The organism is Azospirillum sp. B510 (genome assembly GCF_000010725.1).
Lineage (GTDB): Bacteria > Pseudomonadota > Alphaproteobacteria > Azospirillales > Azospirillaceae > Azospirillum > Azospirillum lipoferum_B.
In genome coordinates this window covers 23,787-41,122 of the sequence record NC_013857.1, presented here as the reverse complement: position 1 = coordinate 41,122, position 17,336 = coordinate 23,787, and the positions used below count along the sequence as shown (strand labels likewise).

At 66.0% G+C, this 17,336-nt stretch carries 14 protein-coding genes; 4 read left to right on the top strand and 10 right to left on the bottom strand.

The genetic code is table 11. From position 1 onward, the window contains the following. Window positions 1–385: 385 nt before the first annotated feature. Both AZL_RS24730 and AZL_RS24725 read left to right on the top strand, forming a co-directional pair. The gene (locus tag AZL_RS24730) at window positions 386–2,074 is read left to right on the top strand and encodes a methyl-accepting chemotaxis protein (protein ID WP_012977158.1); all 1,689 of its coding nucleotides are present in this window, start codon (window positions 386–388) and stop codon (window positions 2,072–2,074) included. Between the two features lie 449 nt (window positions 2,075–2,523). Continuing rightward, window positions 2,524–4,212: a methyl-accepting chemotaxis protein gene (locus AZL_RS24725; protein ID WP_042445765.1), complete on the top strand. Its 1,689-nt coding sequence runs from the start codon at window positions 2,524–2,526 to the stop codon at window positions 4,210–4,212. Window positions 4,213–4,267: 55 nt separating this feature from the next. Here the strand turns inward: AZL_RS24725 and AZL_RS24720 are convergent, their stop codons facing one another. Further along, entirely contained in the window at window positions 4,268–4,747 is a 480-nt protein-coding gene (locus AZL_RS24720; protein WP_012977156.1) for an Lrp/AsnC family transcriptional regulator, read from the bottom strand. Between the two features lie 135 nt (window positions 4,748–4,882). Here AZL_RS24720 and AZL_RS24715 point away from each other — a divergent pair, with 135 nt between their 5' ends. Next, a complete protein-coding gene (locus AZL_RS24715; protein ID WP_012977155.1) occupies window positions 4,883–5,923 on the top strand; it encodes a zinc-dependent alcohol dehydrogenase family protein in 1,041 nt (346 codons plus the stop codon). A 60-nt stretch (window positions 5,924–5,983) separates the two neighbouring features. On the opposite strand, the gene AZL_RS24710 is transcribed toward AZL_RS24715, so the two are convergent. The 3 genes from AZL_RS24710 to AZL_RS24700 form a co-directional block, all read right to left on the bottom strand. Further along, on the bottom strand, window positions 5,984–7,186 hold the full coding sequence (locus AZL_RS24710) for a CaiB/BaiF CoA transferase family protein (protein WP_012977154.1): 1,203 nt from the start codon (window positions 7,184–7,186) through the stop codon (window positions 5,984–5,986). 173 nt (window positions 7,187–7,359) lie between these two features. Further along, window positions 7,360–8,649, bottom strand: a complete 1,290-nt coding sequence (gene gabT / locus AZL_RS24705) for a 4-aminobutyrate--2-oxoglutarate transaminase (protein ID WP_012977153.1) — start codon at window positions 8,647–8,649, stop codon at window positions 7,360–7,362. A gap of 23 nt (window positions 8,650–8,672) precedes the next feature. Further along, window positions 8,673–10,133, bottom strand: coding sequence for an NAD-dependent succinate-semialdehyde dehydrogenase (locus AZL_RS24700; protein ID WP_012977152.1), 1,461 nt, complete (start codon window positions 10,131–10,133; stop codon window positions 8,673–8,675). Window positions 10,134–10,351: 218 nt separating this feature from the next. Between AZL_RS24700 and AZL_RS24695 the strand changes: the two genes are divergently transcribed. Continuing rightward, window positions 10,352–10,918 (top strand): cupin domain-containing protein, encoded by a 567-nt coding sequence (locus AZL_RS24695; RefSeq protein WP_012977151.1) that lies wholly within the window; start codon window positions 10,352–10,354, stop codon window positions 10,916–10,918. A gap of 20 nt (window positions 10,919–10,938) precedes the next feature. Here the strand turns inward: AZL_RS24695 and AZL_RS33635 are convergent, their stop codons facing one another. The 6 genes from AZL_RS33635 to AZL_RS24665 all read right to left on the bottom strand — a co-directional run bounded on the left by AZL_RS33635 (window position 10,939) and on the right by AZL_RS24665 (window position 17,269). Then, window positions 10,939–11,220, bottom strand: coding sequence for a hypothetical protein (locus AZL_RS33635; protein WP_012977150.1), 282 nt, complete (start codon window positions 11,218–11,220; stop codon window positions 10,939–10,941). Between the two features lie 95 nt (window positions 11,221–11,315). Beyond that, window positions 11,316–12,146, bottom strand: coding sequence for an ABC transporter permease (locus tag AZL_RS24685; protein ID WP_042445576.1), 831 nt, complete (start codon window positions 12,144–12,146; stop codon window positions 11,316–11,318). Further along, the gene (locus AZL_RS24680) at window positions 12,143–13,393 is read right to left on the bottom strand and encodes an ABC transporter permease (RefSeq protein WP_042445573.1); all 1,251 of its coding nucleotides are present in this window, start codon (window positions 13,391–13,393) and stop codon (window positions 12,143–12,145) included. The genes AZL_RS24685 and AZL_RS24680 overlap by 4 nt, the downstream gene beginning before the upstream one ends. Window positions 13,394–13,618: 225 nt before the next feature. Then, complete coding sequence (locus tag AZL_RS24675; RefSeq protein ID WP_012977147.1) at window positions 13,619–14,665, bottom strand: ABC transporter substrate-binding protein; 1,047 nt, start codon at window positions 14,663–14,665, stop codon at window positions 13,619–13,621. Window positions 14,666–14,732: 67 nt separating this feature from the next. Continuing rightward, entirely contained in the window at window positions 14,733–15,842 is a 1,110-nt protein-coding gene (locus tag AZL_RS24670) for an ABC transporter ATP-binding protein (protein WP_012977146.1), read from the bottom strand. Window positions 15,843–16,162: 320 nt separating this feature from the next. Next, complete coding sequence (locus tag AZL_RS24665) at window positions 16,163–17,269, bottom strand: TRAP transporter substrate-binding protein (RefSeq protein WP_012977145.1); 1,107 nt, start codon at window positions 17,267–17,269, stop codon at window positions 16,163–16,165. Window positions 17,270–17,336 lie beyond the last annotated feature (67 nt).

Sequence of the window (17,336 nt, the reverse complement as noted above, 5' to 3'; positions counted from 1 at the left end):
GTGGACGAACACAACCCCCGCCCGAAGAACGGGAGCCTTGCGGATCGGGAGCGATCCGTCAGGCGCCTGGGTGGCTCTCCCGAGGCGTCGTTATGGCGTTAGACAATTATTAATCTCAGCCCAAACGTTAATTCAGAGTCTTTCTGAATTTAATGGAATATAAAATTTGTAATACACGTGATCATAAGAATCACATCCATATACAAGTTGCATAAAAGGTAGCGAATTATATCGTTTTAACTATTCATTAATCCTGTTGGCAAATTTTGATCACAGAACTTTGCGGCCCATCTCCACGAAAATTGTGAAGGCGGCAGAGATTTTCTAAATATCCAGCAGGTCGACCGCCATAAATATGGCGTTCGGTCCAGGAGGCGACGATACGATGATCAGCTTTGCAGACCTGTCGATAGCCAAGAAACTCGTGGTGGCTTTCGTGTCTCTGGTGGCGGTTTCGATGGCCGTCGCCGGCTTCAGCTATTCGAAGCTGTCCTTCATCGAGAAGTCGAACGGCTGGACCATCCATACCTACGAGGTCCTCGAAGAGGTTTCACGGATCATGGCGTCGATGGTGGATCAGGAGACCGGCATCCGCGGTTATCTGGTCGTCGGCGACGACAAGCTGCTGGAACCCTACCGCATCGGCCAGCGTCACTATGCGGAGTCCCTGGCGAAGGCGAGGCAGCTGACGGCGGACAATGCGGCGCAGCAGGCGCGCTTCGCCGAGGTGGACCGCCTCGCCCAGACCTGGCGGACGACGGTCGCCGAACAGGAGATCGCGCTGATGGCCAAGCCGGAAACCCGCGACCAGGCGCGCGCCCTGGAGGCTTCGGGCGCCGGCAAGGCGTCGATGGACGGCCTGCGCGCCAAGATCGCGGAGATCGACAAGGCGGAGCGTGATCTCCTCGCCAAGCGCGCCGAGGATCAGGCCAACGCCTTCTCCTCCTCCTACAGCGTCAACCTGCTCGGTGGCGGAGCGATGATCGTCATCGCGCTTGGCGCCGGCATCCTGCTGTCGCGCGGCATCGCCGTGCCGATCCGCGCCATGACCGCCGTCATGGGCCGTCTGGCCGCCGGCGACAACGGCGTGACGATCGAGGGGCAGGAGCGTGGCGACGAGATCGGCGCCATGGCCAAGGCCGTCGAGGTGTTCAAGCGGAACGCCATCGACAACGCCCGCATGACCGCCGAACAGGACGCGCTGAAGGCCAAGGCCGAGGCCGACCGCAAGGCGGCGATGGCGGCGCTGGCACACAGCTTCGAGGCCAGCGTCAAGGGGGTGGTGGAAAGCGTCGCCGCGGCGTCGGGCAAGATGCAGGCGGTGGCGACCTCGATGGTCGGAACGGCGGAACAGACCAGCCATCAGGCCGGCGCCTCGGCGGCGGCGGCCGAACAGACCTCCGCCAATGTCCAGACCGTCGCCGCGGCGGCGGAGGAGATGTCGGCCTCGCTGGTCGAAATCTCCAAGCAGGTCAGCACCTCCTCGCAGATCTCGGCCCAGGCGGTCCAGGACGCGGCGCGGACCAACGACACCGTGGCCGGTCTGGCCAACGCCGCGCAGAAGATCGGCGAGGTGGTGACCCTGATCCAGTCGATCGCCGGCCAGACCAACCTGCTGGCGCTGAACGCCACCATCGAGGCGGCGCGGGCCGGCGACGCCGGCAAGGGCTTCGCCGTGGTGGCGTCGGAAGTGAAGAATCTCGCGACCCAGACGGCAAGGGCGACCGACGAGATCGCCGCCCAGATCGCCACCATGCAGGCGGTGACCGGCGACGCCGTCGAGGCGATCAAGGGGATCAGCGCCACCATCACCCAGATGAGCGGCATCGCCACCGCCATCGCCTCGGCCGTCGAGGAACAGAACGCGGCGACCGGCGAAATCTCCCGCAACGTGACGGAGGCGGCGTCCGGCACCAGGGAGGTCACCGTCAACGTCGTCCAGGTGCAGCAGGCGGCCAACCAGAGCGGCAGCATGGCCGGGCAGGTGCTGGACGCCGCCGGCGAACTGTCGCGGGAGGCCCGGACGCTGAGCGGCGCCGTCGACGAGTTCCTGCGCGGCATCCGCGCCGGCTGAGATCGCCCGGCAACGGGGGATGTCGACAGGGGATGTCGACAGGGGATGGCGACGGGGGATGGCGACGGGGGATGGCTGGAGATACCGGACGGCCAGCGGGATGCCGCCTTCGCGAGGCGGCATCCCCCCTTGCGGCTTTGAAAGATTCCAATCACAGGGCCGCAACGTTCCGCAAGCGATCTGGCGGGATTCCCAGCAAGGCCGGAATTTTCATGTGCTGTATTTCAGAATACAGGATTCACCTTATACGAAACTGAGATCAATAAGACTTATCCCTGATGTTTCAGGGCTGTCACATTAACTTCGGTTTAAAGCGGAAAGGGAAGGATAACGGAAGCCGTCTTGCGAGAAGCTATATGAACGGTTTTATTTCTTTGCAAGACACCTTCTGCTGGATGCACGGACTTCGTCATAGCGATCACAATGTAGGGTTGGGGGACAACAAGACCATGGTCAATTTTGCAAACCTGTCGATAGCCAAGAAACTGGTGGCGGCTTTCGCGTTCCTGGTCACGGTCGCCATGGCGGTCGCCGGCTTCAGCTATTCGAAGCTGTCCTTCATCGAGAAGTCGAACGGCTGGACCGTCCATACCTACGAGGTCCTCGAAGAGGTTTCCCGGATCATGGCGTCCATGGTGGACCAGGAGACCGGCGTCCGCGGCTATCTGGTGGCCGGCGACGACAAGTTCCTGGAGCCGTACCGGGGCGGTCTGCGCCACTATGCGGAAGCCCTGGCCAAGGCGAAGCAGCTGACATCGGACAATGCGGCGCAGCAGGCGCGCTTCGCCGAGGTGGACCGCCTCGCCCAGACCTGGCGGACGACGGTCGCCGAACAGGAGATCGCGCTGATGGCCAAGCCGGAGTCCCGCGACCAGGCGCGCGCCCTGGAGGCGTCGGGCGCCGGCAAGGCCTCGATGGACGGCCTGCGCGCCAAGATCGCGGAAATCGACAAGACGGAGCGTGATCTTCTTGTCAAGCGTGCCGAGGATCAGGCCGACGCCTTCTCCTCCTCCTACACCGTCAACCTGCTCGGTGGTGGTGCGATGATCGTCATCGCGCTTGGTGCCGGCATCCTGCTGTCGCGCGGCATCGCCGTGCCGATCCGCGCCATGACCGCCGTCATGGGCCGTCTGGCCGCCGGCGACAATGGCGTGACGATCGAGGGGCAGGAGCGCGGCGACGAGATCGGCGCCATGGCCAAGGCGGTCGAGGTGTTCAAGCGCAACGCCATCGACAATGCCCGCATGACCGCCGAACAGGAAGAATTGAAGGCCAAGGCCGAGGCCGAGCGCAAGGCGGCGATGGCGGCGATGGCCCAGCGCTTCGAGGCCAGCGTCAAGAGCGTGGTGGAAAGCGTCGCCACGGCGTCGGGCCGGATGCAGTCGGTGGCGACCTCGATGGTCGGAACGGCGGAACAGACCAGCCATCAGGCCGGCGCCTCGGCGGCGGCGGCCGAACAGACCTCCGCCAACGTCCAGACCGTCGCCGCGGCGGCGGAGGAGATGTCGGCCTCGCTGGTCGAAATCTCCAAGCAGGTCACCAACTCGTCGCAGATCGCCGCCCAGGCGGTCCAGGACGCGGCGCGGACCAACGACACCGTGGCCGGTCTGGCCAACGCCGCGCAGAAGATCGGCGAGGTGGTGATCCTGATCCAGTCGATCGCCGGCCAGACCAACCTTCTCGCCTTGAACGCCACCATCGAGGCGGCGCGGGCCGGCGAGGCGGGCAAGGGCTTCGCCGTGGTGGCGTCGGAAGTGAAGAATCTCGCGACCCAGACGGCAAGGGCGACCGACGAGATCGCCGCCCAGATCGCCGCCATGCAGGCGGTGACCAGCGACGCCGTCGAGGCGATCAAGGGCATCGGCGCCACCATCACCCAGATGAGCGGCATCACCACCGCCATCGCCTCGGCCGTCGAGGAACAGAACGCGGCGACCGGTGAAATCTCCCGCAACGTGACGGAGGCGGCGTCCGGCACCAGGGAGGTCACCGTCAACGTCGTCCAGGTGCAGCAGGCGGCCAACCAGAGCGGCAGCATGGCCGGTCAGGTGCTGGACGCCGCCGGCGAACTGTCGCGGGAGGCCCGGACGCTGAGCGGCGCCGTCGACGAGTTCCTGCGCGGCGTCCGCGCGGCGTAAGACCGATCGGTCAAGGCGATACCGGACCGCCCTCTCCCGGATCGGGGGAGGGCGGTCAGCGATGGGGCTCCTCCAGCACGGGCAATCGGTTCGTCGCCTTCATCTCCCGCAGCGACAGGTTGGACCGGATGCTCGCCACCCCCGGAAGCGTCCTCAGCACCGTGTCGACGAAGCGGCTGTAATCGTCGAGATCGCGGGCGACGACGATCAGCAGGAAATCCGCCTCCCCCGTCGTGTTGTGGCAGCTCAGCACATGGGGGCAGGCCTGGATGATCCGCTCGAACGCCGCGGTCACCTCCCCGCCATGCTGGGTGCAAACGATCTGCACGAAGGCCATCACGCCGAAGCCCAGCTTCCGGCGGTCGAGAACCGCCTGATAGCCCGTGATCACGCCACACTCCTCCAACCGCTTCTGGCGCCTCCAGCAGGAGGCCTCGCTGAGCGCCAGCTGTTCGGCGAGCTTGGCGTTGGACAGCCGGCCATCCTGTTGCAGCCGGTCCGCGATCGCGGCATCCATTTTATCAAGAACGGTCATGCCGGAGCATTCCTTCAAGAATACGATGTATTCTGAAAGAATCCTTCATATCCCAGGGCCGCCCCCTCTTCAATTGAAAAGCAATTTCAGGGCGTTCCCCATAGAATGCGGGAAACCTCCAGAAGGGGATTCCCGATGAAAGCCGTGGTCTACGAGGCGTTTTCCGCACCCCCTCGCATCATGACCGTTCCCGACCCGACACCGGAGCCGCATGGCGTCGTCGTCAAGGTGATGGCGACCGGGGTCTGCCGCAGCGACTGGCATGGCTGGGTCGGTCACGACACCGACATCCAGCTTCCCCATGTGCCGGGCCACGAGCTGGCCGGCATCGTCGAGGCGGTCGGGAGGGACGTGACGAAATGGCGGATCGGCGACCGGGTGACGGTGCCGTTCGTCGGCGGCTGCGGCGCCTGTCCCGAATGCCATTCCGGCAACCATCAGGTGTGCGACCGGCAGTTCCAGCCCGGCTTCACCCATTGGGGCTCCTTCGCCCAATATGTCGGCCTGCATCAGGCGGACATCAATCTGGTGCGGCTGCCGGAGACGATGGATTTCACCACCGCCGCCAGCCTCGGCTGCCGCTTCGTGACCTCCTTCCGCGCCGTCGTCGATCAGGGCAAGGCGTCGGCCGGCCAATGGGTGGCGGTGCATGGCTGCGGCGGCGTCGGCCTGTCGGCGGTGATGATCGCCAACGCGCTGGGCGCCAACGTCGTCGCCGTCGACATCTCCGAAGACAAGCTCGCGCTGGCCCGCGCGCTGGGCGCCGCCGCCACGGTGAACGCGGCGGAGGTGCCGCAGGTCGCCGAGGCGGTCATCGAGATCACGCGCGGCGGCGCCCATGTCTCGCTCGACGCGCTGGGGCACCCGACCACCTGCTTCAACTCGATCAGCAATCTGCGCAAGCGCGGCAAGCATGTGCAGGTCGGGCTGATGCTGGCCGAGAACAGCACCCCGGCCATTCCGATGGACCGGGTCATCGCCAAGGAACTGGAAATCCTCGGCAGCCACGGCATGCAGGCCCACCGCTATGACGCGATGATGGAGATGATGCGCTGCGGCAAGCTGGCGCCCGAGAAGCTGATCGGCAGGACGATCAGCCTGGAGCAGTCGATCGACGCCCTGATGGGCATGGACAGGTTCGAGGTCGCCGGCGTCACCGTGGTGACCGAATTCTGAATCGGGGGCCGGACGGTCGATGCCGTCCGGCTCTCACTCCCAATGTCAGATCACGCCCTTTCAGATCACGCCCTTGTCCCGCAGGGCGGCGATGTCGGCTTCCCCGAGCCCCAGCGACTCCGCCAGCACCGCGTCGGTGTGCTGGCCCAGCGTCGGCGGGGCGGTGTCATGGACCAGCGGGGTGCCGCTGTAGCGGATCGGGCTCGCCACCGTCGGCACGCTGCCCTGGGTCGGGTGCGGCAGATCCTGGCGGATGGCGCGGGCCTGGACCTGCGGGTCGGCGAAGACCGCCGCCAGATCGTTGATCGGCCCGCAGGGAACGCCGACCCGCTCCAGCGCCGTCAGCCAATCCTGGCTGTCGCGCGTGCGGATCAGCGCCTCCAGCAGGGGCACCAGTTCCTTGCGGTTGGCGACGCGGGCCGGGTTGGTGGCGTAGCGCTCGTCCGCCGCCAGTTCGGGATGGCCGGCGACGGCGCAGAATTTGGCGAACTGGCCGTCATTGCCGACCGCCAGGATGATGTGGCCGTCGCAGGTGGCGAAGGCCTGATAGGGCACGATGTTGGGATGGGCGTTGCCGAGCCGCTGCGGCGGCTTGCCGCCGACCAGGCAATTCATCGCCTGATTGGCCAGCACCGCGACCTGGACGTCAAGCAGGGCAAGATCGACCTGCTGCCCCTCGCCGGTGCGGTCGCGGTGGGCGAGCGCGCCCATGATGCCGATGGTGGCGTAGAGGCCGGTGAAGATGTCGGTCACCGCGACACCGACCTTGACCGGCCCGCCGCCCGGCTCGCCATCGGTCTGGCCGGTGACGCTCATCAGCCCGCCCATGCCCTGGATCATGAAATCGTAGCCGGCGCGGTTGCGGTAGGGCCCGGTCTGGCCGAAGCCGGTGATCGAGCAATAGACCAGCCGCGGATTGACCGCCTTCAGGCTGTCATAGTCGAGACCGTATTTGACCAGCCCGCCGACCTTGAAATTCTCGATGACCACATCGGCCTGGGCGGCGAGCCCGCGGACAAGCTCCTGGCCCTCCGGCCGCTCGAAATCGATGGTGATCGAGCGCTTGCCCCGGTTGGTCGAGAGGAAATAGGCCGACTGGTCGCCGGCCCAGGGCGGACCCCAGGCGCGGGTGTCGTCGCCGGCTCCCGGCCGTTCCACCTTGATCACGTCGGCGCCGAGATCGGCCAGCGTCTGGGCCGACCAGGGTCCGGCCAGCACGCGCGACAGCTCCAGCACCCGGATGTGCGACAAGGGTCCGGCCAAGGTCTTCCTCCTGTTGGTTCTTATCACCCTCTCCCGTCCCGGGAGAGGGTGGGACCCGCCGAAGGCGGGAGGGTGAGGGGTGATCCGGACATGGCTCTCATATCCTTGGATCCCCCCCCTTCCCAAGCTTCGCTTGGTCCCCTTCCCTCTCCCAGGGCGGGAGAGGGAGCCTATTACGCCGACACCAGCTCTTCCAGCGACCGCTCGATGATGTCCAGGCCCTCGTCGACCAGGGCGTCGGAGGCGGTCAGCGGCACCAGGATGCGGATGACGTTGGCGTAGGTGCCGCAGGACAGCAGGACCAGGCCCTTTTCCGCCGCCTTGGCGACCAGCGCCTTGGTCAGGTCGGCGGCCGGCTCCTTGGTCTCGCGGTCGGTCACCAGCTCCATGGCGACCATGGCGCCCAGGTTGCGGACATCGCCGATCACCGACAGGCTGTTGCGCTGGGCCATGGCGCGGAAGCGGCCGGCGATGTGCTCGCCCAGCTTCTCGCTGCGCTCGACCAGCTTCTCCTCCTCGATGACGTTGATGACGGCCAGCGCCGCCGTGGTCGCCAGCGGGCTGCCGGCATAGGTGCCGCCGAGGCCGCCGGGGATCGGAGCGTCCATCAGCGCCGCCTTGCCGGTGACCGCCGACAGCGGGAAGCCGCCGGCCAGGCTCTTGGCCATGGTGACGAGGTCCGGCTCGATGCCGGCATGCTCGACGGCGAACATCTTGCCGGTGCGGGCGAAGCCGGTCTGGATCTCGTCGACGATCATGACGATGCCGTGCTTGTCGCAGACCGCGCGCAGCGCCTGGAGGAAGGACGGGGAGGCGATGTTGAAGCCGCCCTCGCCCTGCACCGGCTCGATGATGATCGCGGCGACGCGGGCCGGATCGACGTCGGACTTGAACAGGTTCTCCAGCGCCTTCAGGCTCTCGGCCTCGCTGATGCCGCGATAGGCGTTGGGGAACGGCACATGGAAGATCTCGGCCGGGAACGGGCCGAAGCCGACCTTGTAGGGCACGACCTTGCCGGTCAGGCCCATGGTCAGCAGGGTGCGGCCGTGGAAGCCGCCGGAGAAGGCGACCACGCCCGGACGGCCGGTGGCGGCGCGGGCGACCTTCACGGCGTTCTCGACCGCCTCGGCGCCGGTGGTGAAGAAGGCGGTCTTCTTCGGCTCACGCCCGGGGACCAGCGCGTTCAGCTTCTCCGCCAGCTCGACGAAGCTGTCATAGGGGGTGACCATCGCACAGGTGTGGGTGAAACGGTCGAGCTGGGCCTTCACCGCCTCCATCACCTTCGGGTGGCGGTGGCCGGTGTTGAGCACGGCGATGCCGCCGGCGAAGTCGATGAAGCGCTTGCCCTCGACATCCCACATCTCGGCATTCTCAGCGCGGTCGATGTAGACCGGCATGCCGGCGGAAATGCCACGGGAGACGGCGGCCTCGCGCCGGGCGACGAAAGACTGGTTGGTGGTCATGGTCGTGTTTCCTTTGCCGAAGGTCAGGCGCCGAGGCCGACGCAGAGATATTTGACTTCCATGAAATCATCGAGGCCGTACTTGGAGCCTTCGCGGCCGATGCCGGACTCCTTGACGCCGCCGAAGGGGGCCATCTCGGTCGAGATGATGCCCTCGTTGATGCCGACCATGCCGTATTCCAGCTTTTCCGCCACGCGCCAGACGCGGCCGATGTCGCGGCTGTAGAAATAGGCGGCAAGGCCGAATTCGGTGTCGTTCGCCATGCGGATGGCGTCCTCTTCCGTCTCGAACTTGAACAGCGGGGCGACCGGGCCGAAGATCTCCTCGCGGGCGACGCGCATCTCGGTGGTGATGCCGGTCAGGATCGTCGGCTCGAAGAAGGTGCCGCCCAGCGCGTGGCGCTTGCCGCCCAGCGCGACGGTGGCGCCCTTGGCGACGGCGTCGCCCATCAGCTCCTCCACCTTGGCGATGGCGTCGGCGTTGATCAGCGGCCCCTGGGTGACGCCCGGCTCGACGCCGTTGCCGACCTTCAGCGCCTTGACCGCCTCGGCCAGCTTGGCGGCGAAGGCGTCATAGACGCCGGCCTGGACCAGCAGGCGGTTGGCGCAGACGCAGGTCTGGCCGGCATTGCGGTACTTCGACGCCATGGCGCCCTTGACCGCCTCGTCGAGGTCGGCGTCATCGAAGACGATGAAGGGGGCGTTGCCGCCCAACTCCAGCGACACCTTCTTGACCGTGCTGGCGGCCTGCCGCATCAGCAGCTTGCCGACCTCGGTCGAGCCGGTGAAGCTGACCTTGCGGACGATCGGGCTGTGCGTCAGCTCGTTGCCGATGGCGGCCGGCTCGCTGCCCATGACGATGTTGAAGACGCCGGGGGGGAAACCGGCACGCTCCGCCAGCTCGGCGAGCGCCAGGGCGGACAGCGGGGTATCCTCGGCCGGCTTGACCACCACGGTGCAGCCGGCGGCCAGGGCCGGGGCGCATTTGCGGGTGATCATGGCGTTCGGGAAGTTCCACGGCGTGATGGCCGCGACGACGCCGATGGCCTCCTTCAGCACGACGACGCGCTTGTTGCTGGCGAAGGTCGGGATCACGTCGCCATAGGCGCGCTTGCCCTCTTCCGCGAACCACTCGATGAAGGAGGCGCCATAGATGACCTCGCCGCGCGATTCGGTCAGCGGCTTGCCCTGCTCGGCGGTCATCAGCTGCGCCAGATCCTCCTGCGCCGCCAGGATCAGGTCGTACCAGCGGCGCAGGATGGCCGCGCGCTCCTTGGCGGTCTTGGCCTTCCAGCCCGGCAGGGCGGCGTTGGCGGCGTCGATCGCCTCGCGCGTTTCGGCGGCACCCATGTCGGACACCTCGGCGATGACGGCGCCGGTGGCCGGGTTGGTGACCGGGAAGCTCTTCCCGGACTCGGCCGCGCGCCACGCACCGTTGACGTAGCCCTTGGTTCGGAGAAGCCCCTGGTCGTTCAGCGACAGCATGTTCTATCCGCCCTGCATGAAGGATTATGGAACCGGCAGGCCGCGCCCGGCGAAATCTTCTTTCGTCTCAAGGACCTTTTGCGCGGGGGCCTGGACCTGGGACCGAAGCCTACCATGTTTAATAAATTAAACAACCCCTGTTTAACTGTTCATATTCTGATGACGGGGTTGCGCGAATGGGCTATTGCCTAGAACAGGTGAGGAGCAGGAGTCCGGTGATGGAATTCGATGTCGGCGCCAGGTTGAAGCAGATCCGCGAGCAGCATGGGCTGTCTCAGCGGGCGCTCGCCCAGCGGGCCGGGGTGACCAACGGCACGATCTCCCTGATCGAGCAGAACCGCAGCAGCCCGTCGGTGTCGTCGCTGCGCAAGGTGCTTCAGGGCATCCCGATGTCGCTGGCCGAATTCTTCTCCTCCGACGATCTGCCGCCGCCCGAGCAGATCTTCTTCAAGGGTGACGAGCTGATCGAACTGGCCGGCGAGCTGAAGGGCACGGTCGGCCAGGTCTCCTTCCGGCAGGTCGGCGACCTGCGCAGCCGCAACCTGCAAATCCTCCACGAACGCTACGCCCCCGGCGCCGACACCGGCCGCACCATGCTGCAACACGAGTCCGAGGAAGGCGGCATCGTCATCAAGGGACAGATCGAGCTGACGGTGGGCGACCGCAAGCAGCTGCTCGGTCCCGGCGACGCCTATTTCTTCGACAGCCGGGTGCCGCACCGCTTCCGCAACATCGGCGAGGTGGAATGCGAGCTGATCAGCGCCTGCACGCCGCCCTATCTGTGACGGCGGCGTGCAGGCGCTGATCAGAGCAGCTTGACCACCGCGGTGGCGATTCCCAGGAGGCCGGCGATCGCGGTGAGCTGCCATGCCATCATCTTGCCGAACCAGATTTTCAGATCCCGCTCCATGATCTGAACATCGCCGCGAACGGTGACGCCGAGCGCGGAAACGTCGGCCTTGGTGGCGATTTCCTGGCTCGTCGCCTCGGCGAAAGCCTCCGCCGCCGCACGCGCCTGCTCCACCGTGAAGCCGCCGGCCTGCAGTTTCGTCGCAAAACGCAAGGTGTCGAACGGCACTGCGGACATCGCGATCCCTCGTCACAGCAACCGGAAAGAAGATAGGGCAGAGCGGTCGGACTTTCCACCACCGCGATGTTGCGGCCGCTCCGCCACCTGTCCAATCAGCCCGCATTCCCCTTCAGCCGCTCGTTGCGGCGGCGCAGGAATTCCAGCGCCGACAGCATGCAGACCGAGATCACCGTCAGCACCACCGCCACCGCGGTGATGGTCGGGCTGATGTTCTCGCGGATGCCGCTGAACATCTCTCTGGGCAGGGTGCGCTGTTCCGGTCCCGCCAGCAGCAGAACCGTCACCACCTCGTCGAAGCTGGTGGCGAAGGCGAACAGCGCGCCAGACGCCAGGCCCGGCAGGATCAGCGGCAGGATCACCTTGCGGAAGGTCAGCAGCGGCGGCGCCCCCAGCGAGGCGGCGGCGCGCGCCAGCGTCATGTCGAAGCTTTGCAGCGTCGCCGACACGGTGATGACGACGAAGGGCGTCGCCAGCGCGGTGTGGACCAGGATCAGGCCGAGATAGTTGCCGGTCAGCCCCAGCGGCGCGAAGAAGAAATAGACGCCGACCGCGGTGATGACGACCGGAACCACCATCGGCGACAGCACGATGGCCAGCACCAGCGGCTTCCACTTGCTCTTCCACTGGGCGAGCCCGAGCGAGGCGACGGTGCCGAGCGCCATCGACAGCAGCGAGGAGGCGACGCCGATGATGACGCTGTTCTTCAGCGCGTTGATCCAGCGCGCCGAATTGACGAAATCCTCATACCAGCGCAGCGACAGGCCGGGCAGCGGATAGGTCAGGTAGGTGCTGGAGCTGAAGGAGAGCGGCACGATGGCCAGGATCGGCGCCATCAGGAAGAACAGCACCAGCGTGGCGGAAACCACCGTGGCGATCCAGGCGACGCGCTGGCTGGTGGTCTGGGGGGAGTGGTTCGCGCTCAATTCTTCAGACCTCCCGTCGTCTGGCGGCCGAGCGCCAGCTTGCCGTAGAGCACCGCCAGCACCACGGTGGAGAGCAGCAGCACCGCCCCCAGCGCCGAGGCGAGGCCCCAATTGACCGTTTCCGTGGTGTAGAAGGCGATGAAGTAGGAAATCATCTGGTCGGCGGCCCCACCGACCAGCGCCGGGGTGATGTAGTAGCCGATGGCCAGGATGAAGACGAGCAGGCAGCCGGCACCGATCCCCGGAATGGTCTGCGGCAGATAGATGCGCAGGAAGGCGGTGACCGGCGGCGCGCCCAGCGAGGCGGCGGCCCGCATGTAGGCCGGCGAGACGCCGCGCATGACGCTGTAGAGCGGCAGGATCATGAAGGGCAGCAGCACATGGGTCATCGCCATGTAGACGCCGAAGCGGTTGTAGATCAGCCGCAGCGGCTCGTCGATCAGCCCCAGCCATTGCAGCGAGCCGTTGACGATGCCCTCGCTCTGGAGGATCACGATCCAGGCGCAGGTGCGCACCAGCAGCGAGGTCCAGAAGGGCAGCAGCACGAAGATCATCAGCAGGTTCGAGCGGCCGGTCGGCAGGTTCGCCAGCAGATAGGCCACCGGGAAGCCGAGGATCAGGCACAGCGCGGTGACGCCGAAGCCGATCTCGAAGGTGCGCAGGAAGACGTCGCGGTAGATCGCCTGGTCCTGCGGCGCCGCGACGATCGCATGGTCGGCGTTGCGGGTCAGATCGACCGCCGCCAGCAGGTAATAGCTGGTGACCGGGCCGCTGGCGCTCTTGATCGCGGTCCAGCTTTCGCGCTCGCCCCAGGCCGGCGCGATGGCGATCAGCGTGTCCTTGGCGGTGCCGGGGGCCGGCTGCTCCTTCAGCTTGCGCCCGGTGGAGAGCAGCGTGGTGCGGAAGCCGTTGACGACATAGTTCAGCCGCTTGGCGGCGACCGCCAGATTGCCGGCGTCGCGCGCGGCGCGGATGTCGGCGGCAAGGGCGGCGAAGGCGGTTTCGTCGGGCAGGCCCTGGCCGTTCCAGCGCTCCAGCGCCGCGACGGTCTGCGGCATCACCTGCGGCACCTCCCAGTCATCCACCGACTTCCAGATCATGCCGGCGATCGGCACGATGAAGGTGAACAGCAGGAAGGCCAGCAGCGGCAGCACCAGACCCAGCGCGCGGAGCTGCCGGGCGCGCTCGGCCCGTTTCAATCGACGCTTCAACGGCACGTCGGCGCCGGCAACGAAGGCGGCTGTCATCGGCATTGTCCTGTTGAGAAGACGCTAGAGATGCTTGCGCACTTGCCACCATCCCCTCTCCCGCCCCGGGAGAGGGTGGCGCCGAAGGCGCCGGGTGAGGGGTGATCCAAGGAACCATGCGGTTCGGGATTCTTGTGGTGCCCCTCACCCTTCCCGCCGCGTCGCGGCGGGCCCCTTCCCTCTCCCAGGACGGGAGAGGGAAGGGAAGACATCACAACAAACTACTTACTTCGCCGCCCACTTGTTGAAGCGCTCGGTCAGGCGGTCGATATTCTCAAGCCAGAAGTCGGTGTTGATCTCCACCGCGCTCTTCATGTTGTCCGGCGCGGTCGGCAGGTCGGCCAGGATCGCCTTCGGCAGCAGCGACGGCGCCTTCTTGTTCGACGTGCCGTAGGCGATGCCTTCGGACAGCTTGGCCTGGTTCTCCGGCTTGCCGACGAAGTTCAGGAACTTGTAGGCGGCATCAACGTTCGGGCTGCCCTTCAGGATGACCCAGCTGTCGATGGTGTAGAGCGCGCCGTTCCACACCATGCCGAAATTCTTGTTTTCCTTCTTGTTGGCGGCGTCGATGCGGCCGTTGTAGACAGAGGTCATCGCCACCTCGCCCGAAGCCAGCAGCTGCGGCGGCTGGGCGCCAGCCTTCCACCAGACGATGTCGTTCTTGATGGTGTCCAGCTTCTTGAAGGCGCGCTCGACACCGGCGTCGGTGCCCAGAACCTTGTAGACGTCGGCCGGCGCCACGCCGTCGGCCATCAGCGCGATCTCCAGCGTCGTCTTGGCGCCCTGGCGCAGGCCGCGCTTGCCCGGATACTTCTTGGTGTCGAAGAAATCGGCCCAGCTCTTCGGCGCGTCCTTCAGCTTGTCCTTGTCGTAGCCCAGCACGAAGTCATAGACGATGGCGCCGACGCCGCAGGCGTTGACGGTGGACGGCAGATAGGTGTCCTCGCCGCCGATCTTGGAGAAGTTCAGCTTCTCGTACAGCCCCTCGTCGCAGCCCAGCGCCAGCTCCTCGCTCTCGACCTGGACGACGTCCCAGGTGGAGGCGCCGCCCTGGACCTTGGCGCGCAGGACGCCGACGCCGCCGTCCCAGGATTCGTCGTTCATCGGCGTGCCGGCGGCCTTGAACGGCTCGAAATACACCTTCTTCTGGACGTCCTGATAGGCGCCGCCCCACGACACGACGGTGAGGTCGCGGGCGCTGGCGGCCGAGGCCAAGGCGGTGAGGGCGGTGAAGGTCGCAGCGAAACCGAGAGCCACCTTAATCTTCGACATGATCCCCGTCCTTATTCGTCGCGGTTGTTGTTGCTGGAAGGCACCCTGGCGCTGAGGAGCCACGTCCTCAGACCGGATCGAGCGCCCGGCAGTCCTCCGGGCGGAAAGCGATGTAGACGTCCTGGCCCGGCACCAGCCCGGCATAGGAGCCGGCCGGCAGCTTGACCATGAATTCCGGGTTGGCCGGCGAGCTCAGCACCGCCAGCGTATGGTCGCCGAGATAGATCAGGTCGGTCAGCGTCGCCGGCAGGCGGTTGGTGGTCGCATCACCGCTGTCGCCGGTTTCGATGGCGACGCGCTCCGGCCGGATCGACAGCGACGTGCGGGTGCCGGCGCCGCCGACATTCACCGCCTGCGCCACCACCGAACCGCCGGCATCGAGCGCCACGCGCGCCCAACCCTGTTCGATATTTTCAACAACGCCGCTGAGAACATTGTTCTCGCCGATGAAGTTGGCGACGAAGCTGTTCACCGGCCGCTCATACAGCGCGTCGGGGCGGTCGATCTGCTGGACGATACCATCGTTGAAGACCGCGATGCGGTCGGACATCGTCAGCGCCTCGCCCTGGTCGTGGGTGACATAGACGACGGTCAGGCCCATCGTCTCGTGCAGGCGCTTGATCTCCAGCTGCATATGCTCGCGCAGGCGCTTGTCCAAGGCACCCAGCGGCTCGTCCATCAGCACCAGCGCCGGGTTGAAGACCAGGGCGCGGGCGAGCGCGACGCGCTGCTGCTGGCCGCCGGAGAGCTGGCCGGGACGGCGGTTGGCGAGATTGCCGAGCTTGATCATGTCGAGCGCGGCCTTGACCCGCTCCTTGACCTCCGCCTTGGCGACGCCGCGCACCGACAGCGGGAAGGCGACATTCTCTTCGATCGTCAGATGCGGGAACAGGGCGTAGTTCTGGAAGACCATGCCGATGTCGCGCTTGTGCGGCGGCATGTTCTTGATCGGCCGGTCGCCGATGAAGATGTCGCCATGGGTCGGCACCTCGAACCCGGCCAGCATCATCAGCGTGGTGGTCTTGCCCGAGCCCGACGGCCCCAGCAGCGTCAGGAACTCGCCCTTGCGGATGTCGAGATCGAGGCTCTTCACCACGAGATGCTCGCCATCATAGGTCTTCTGCACCCCGGTGAAGCGCACCAGGGTCTCTGTCGTCGCGATCATCCCGCCGTCCATCCGTCCGCTCCCGTCACAGGCGACCTGAGGCCGGGTAGCCACCCCGGTCCGTCATTTCGGTCCCGACGGTACCACGCGTTTAAGAAAATAGACAAGAAGAATGACTATGACTTGATCAATTCAACAGCTTGCCGATTTTTTGTGCAACAGCGAAGGTTTTGCTCACGCTTCGACCGGCAGTGTGCTCCATCCGCGTGCGATTGAGAAGGCCGATAATCGCACCGACAGACAGACGAAAATACGAAAATCAGCCGGTGCCGCGAAAGGGGAGGCGAATCGCCGCAGAATCGCCACGGCTCTCCCCCTCCCCCGCCGTCGCCTCAGCGCTGCTGCGCCGCCTGGCTGTAGACGAAGCTGTCGAAGCCGTTCTCGGCGACGCGGAACCACAGCCGTTCCTGATCCAGGAAGGGCTTCCAGCCGTCATAGACCTTCTTGAAGCGCGGGTTGCCGGCGGCGAGCTTGTCGTAGAACTCGAACGACGCCTTCTCGCAGGCCTGCATCATGTCGCGCGGGAAGGGACGCAGCACGGCGCCGCCGGCGACCAGCCGCTTCAGCGCCGCGGCGTTCAGCGTGTCGTATTTGGCGATCATCCAGCTGTTGGCCTCCCAGCAGGCCTGTTCCAGGATGGTCTGGTAGGATTTTGGCAGGGCCTCCCAGGCCTGGATGTTGAACATCAGCGGGATCTGGGCCGAGCCCTCCCACCAGCCGGGGTAATAATAGTATTTGGCGACCTTGTGGAAGCCGAGCTTCTCGTCGTCGTAGGGGCCGACGAACTCCGCCGCGTCGATGGTGCCGCGCTCCAGCGCCGGATAGATGTCGCCGCCGCCGAGCTGCTGCGGGACGAGACCGAAGGGCGTCAGGATCTGGCCGACCAGACCGCCGATGCGCATCTTCAGACCCTTCAGATCCTCCAGGCTCTTGATCTCCTTACGGAACCAGCCGCCCATCTGGGCGCCGGTGTTGCCGGCCGGGATGTGGTGGATGTTGTAATCCTTGAACACCTCCCGCATCAGCTCCAGCCCGCCGCCATGCATCATCCAGGCGATGTGCTGGCGCGTGTTGAGGCCGAAGGGCATGGCGGTGTCGAAACAGAAGGTCGGATCCTTGCCGACATAGAAATAGGCCGCCGACTGGCCGCATTCGACGGTGCCGTTCTGCACCGCGTCCAGCACCTGGAGCGCCGGGACGATCTCGCCGGCGGCAAAGGTTCGGATCTGGAACCTGCCGTCGGTGGCGTCGGACACGCGCCGGGCGATGAACTCCGCCGCGCCATAGATGGTGTCGAGGCTCTTGGGATAGCTCGACGCCATGCGCCACTTGACCTCCGGCTGCGAGGCCTGGGCGATGGCCGGGGCCGCGACGGTCCCGGCGGCTCCGGCGGCGGCGAGGCCGACGCCGGCATTGGTGAGGAACGCACGCCGTTTCATGATGACGCCTCTTCCCGTTTTCATGGTTCGTTGGGCCGGCATGATAGCCCAACCAACCATTCGGGGA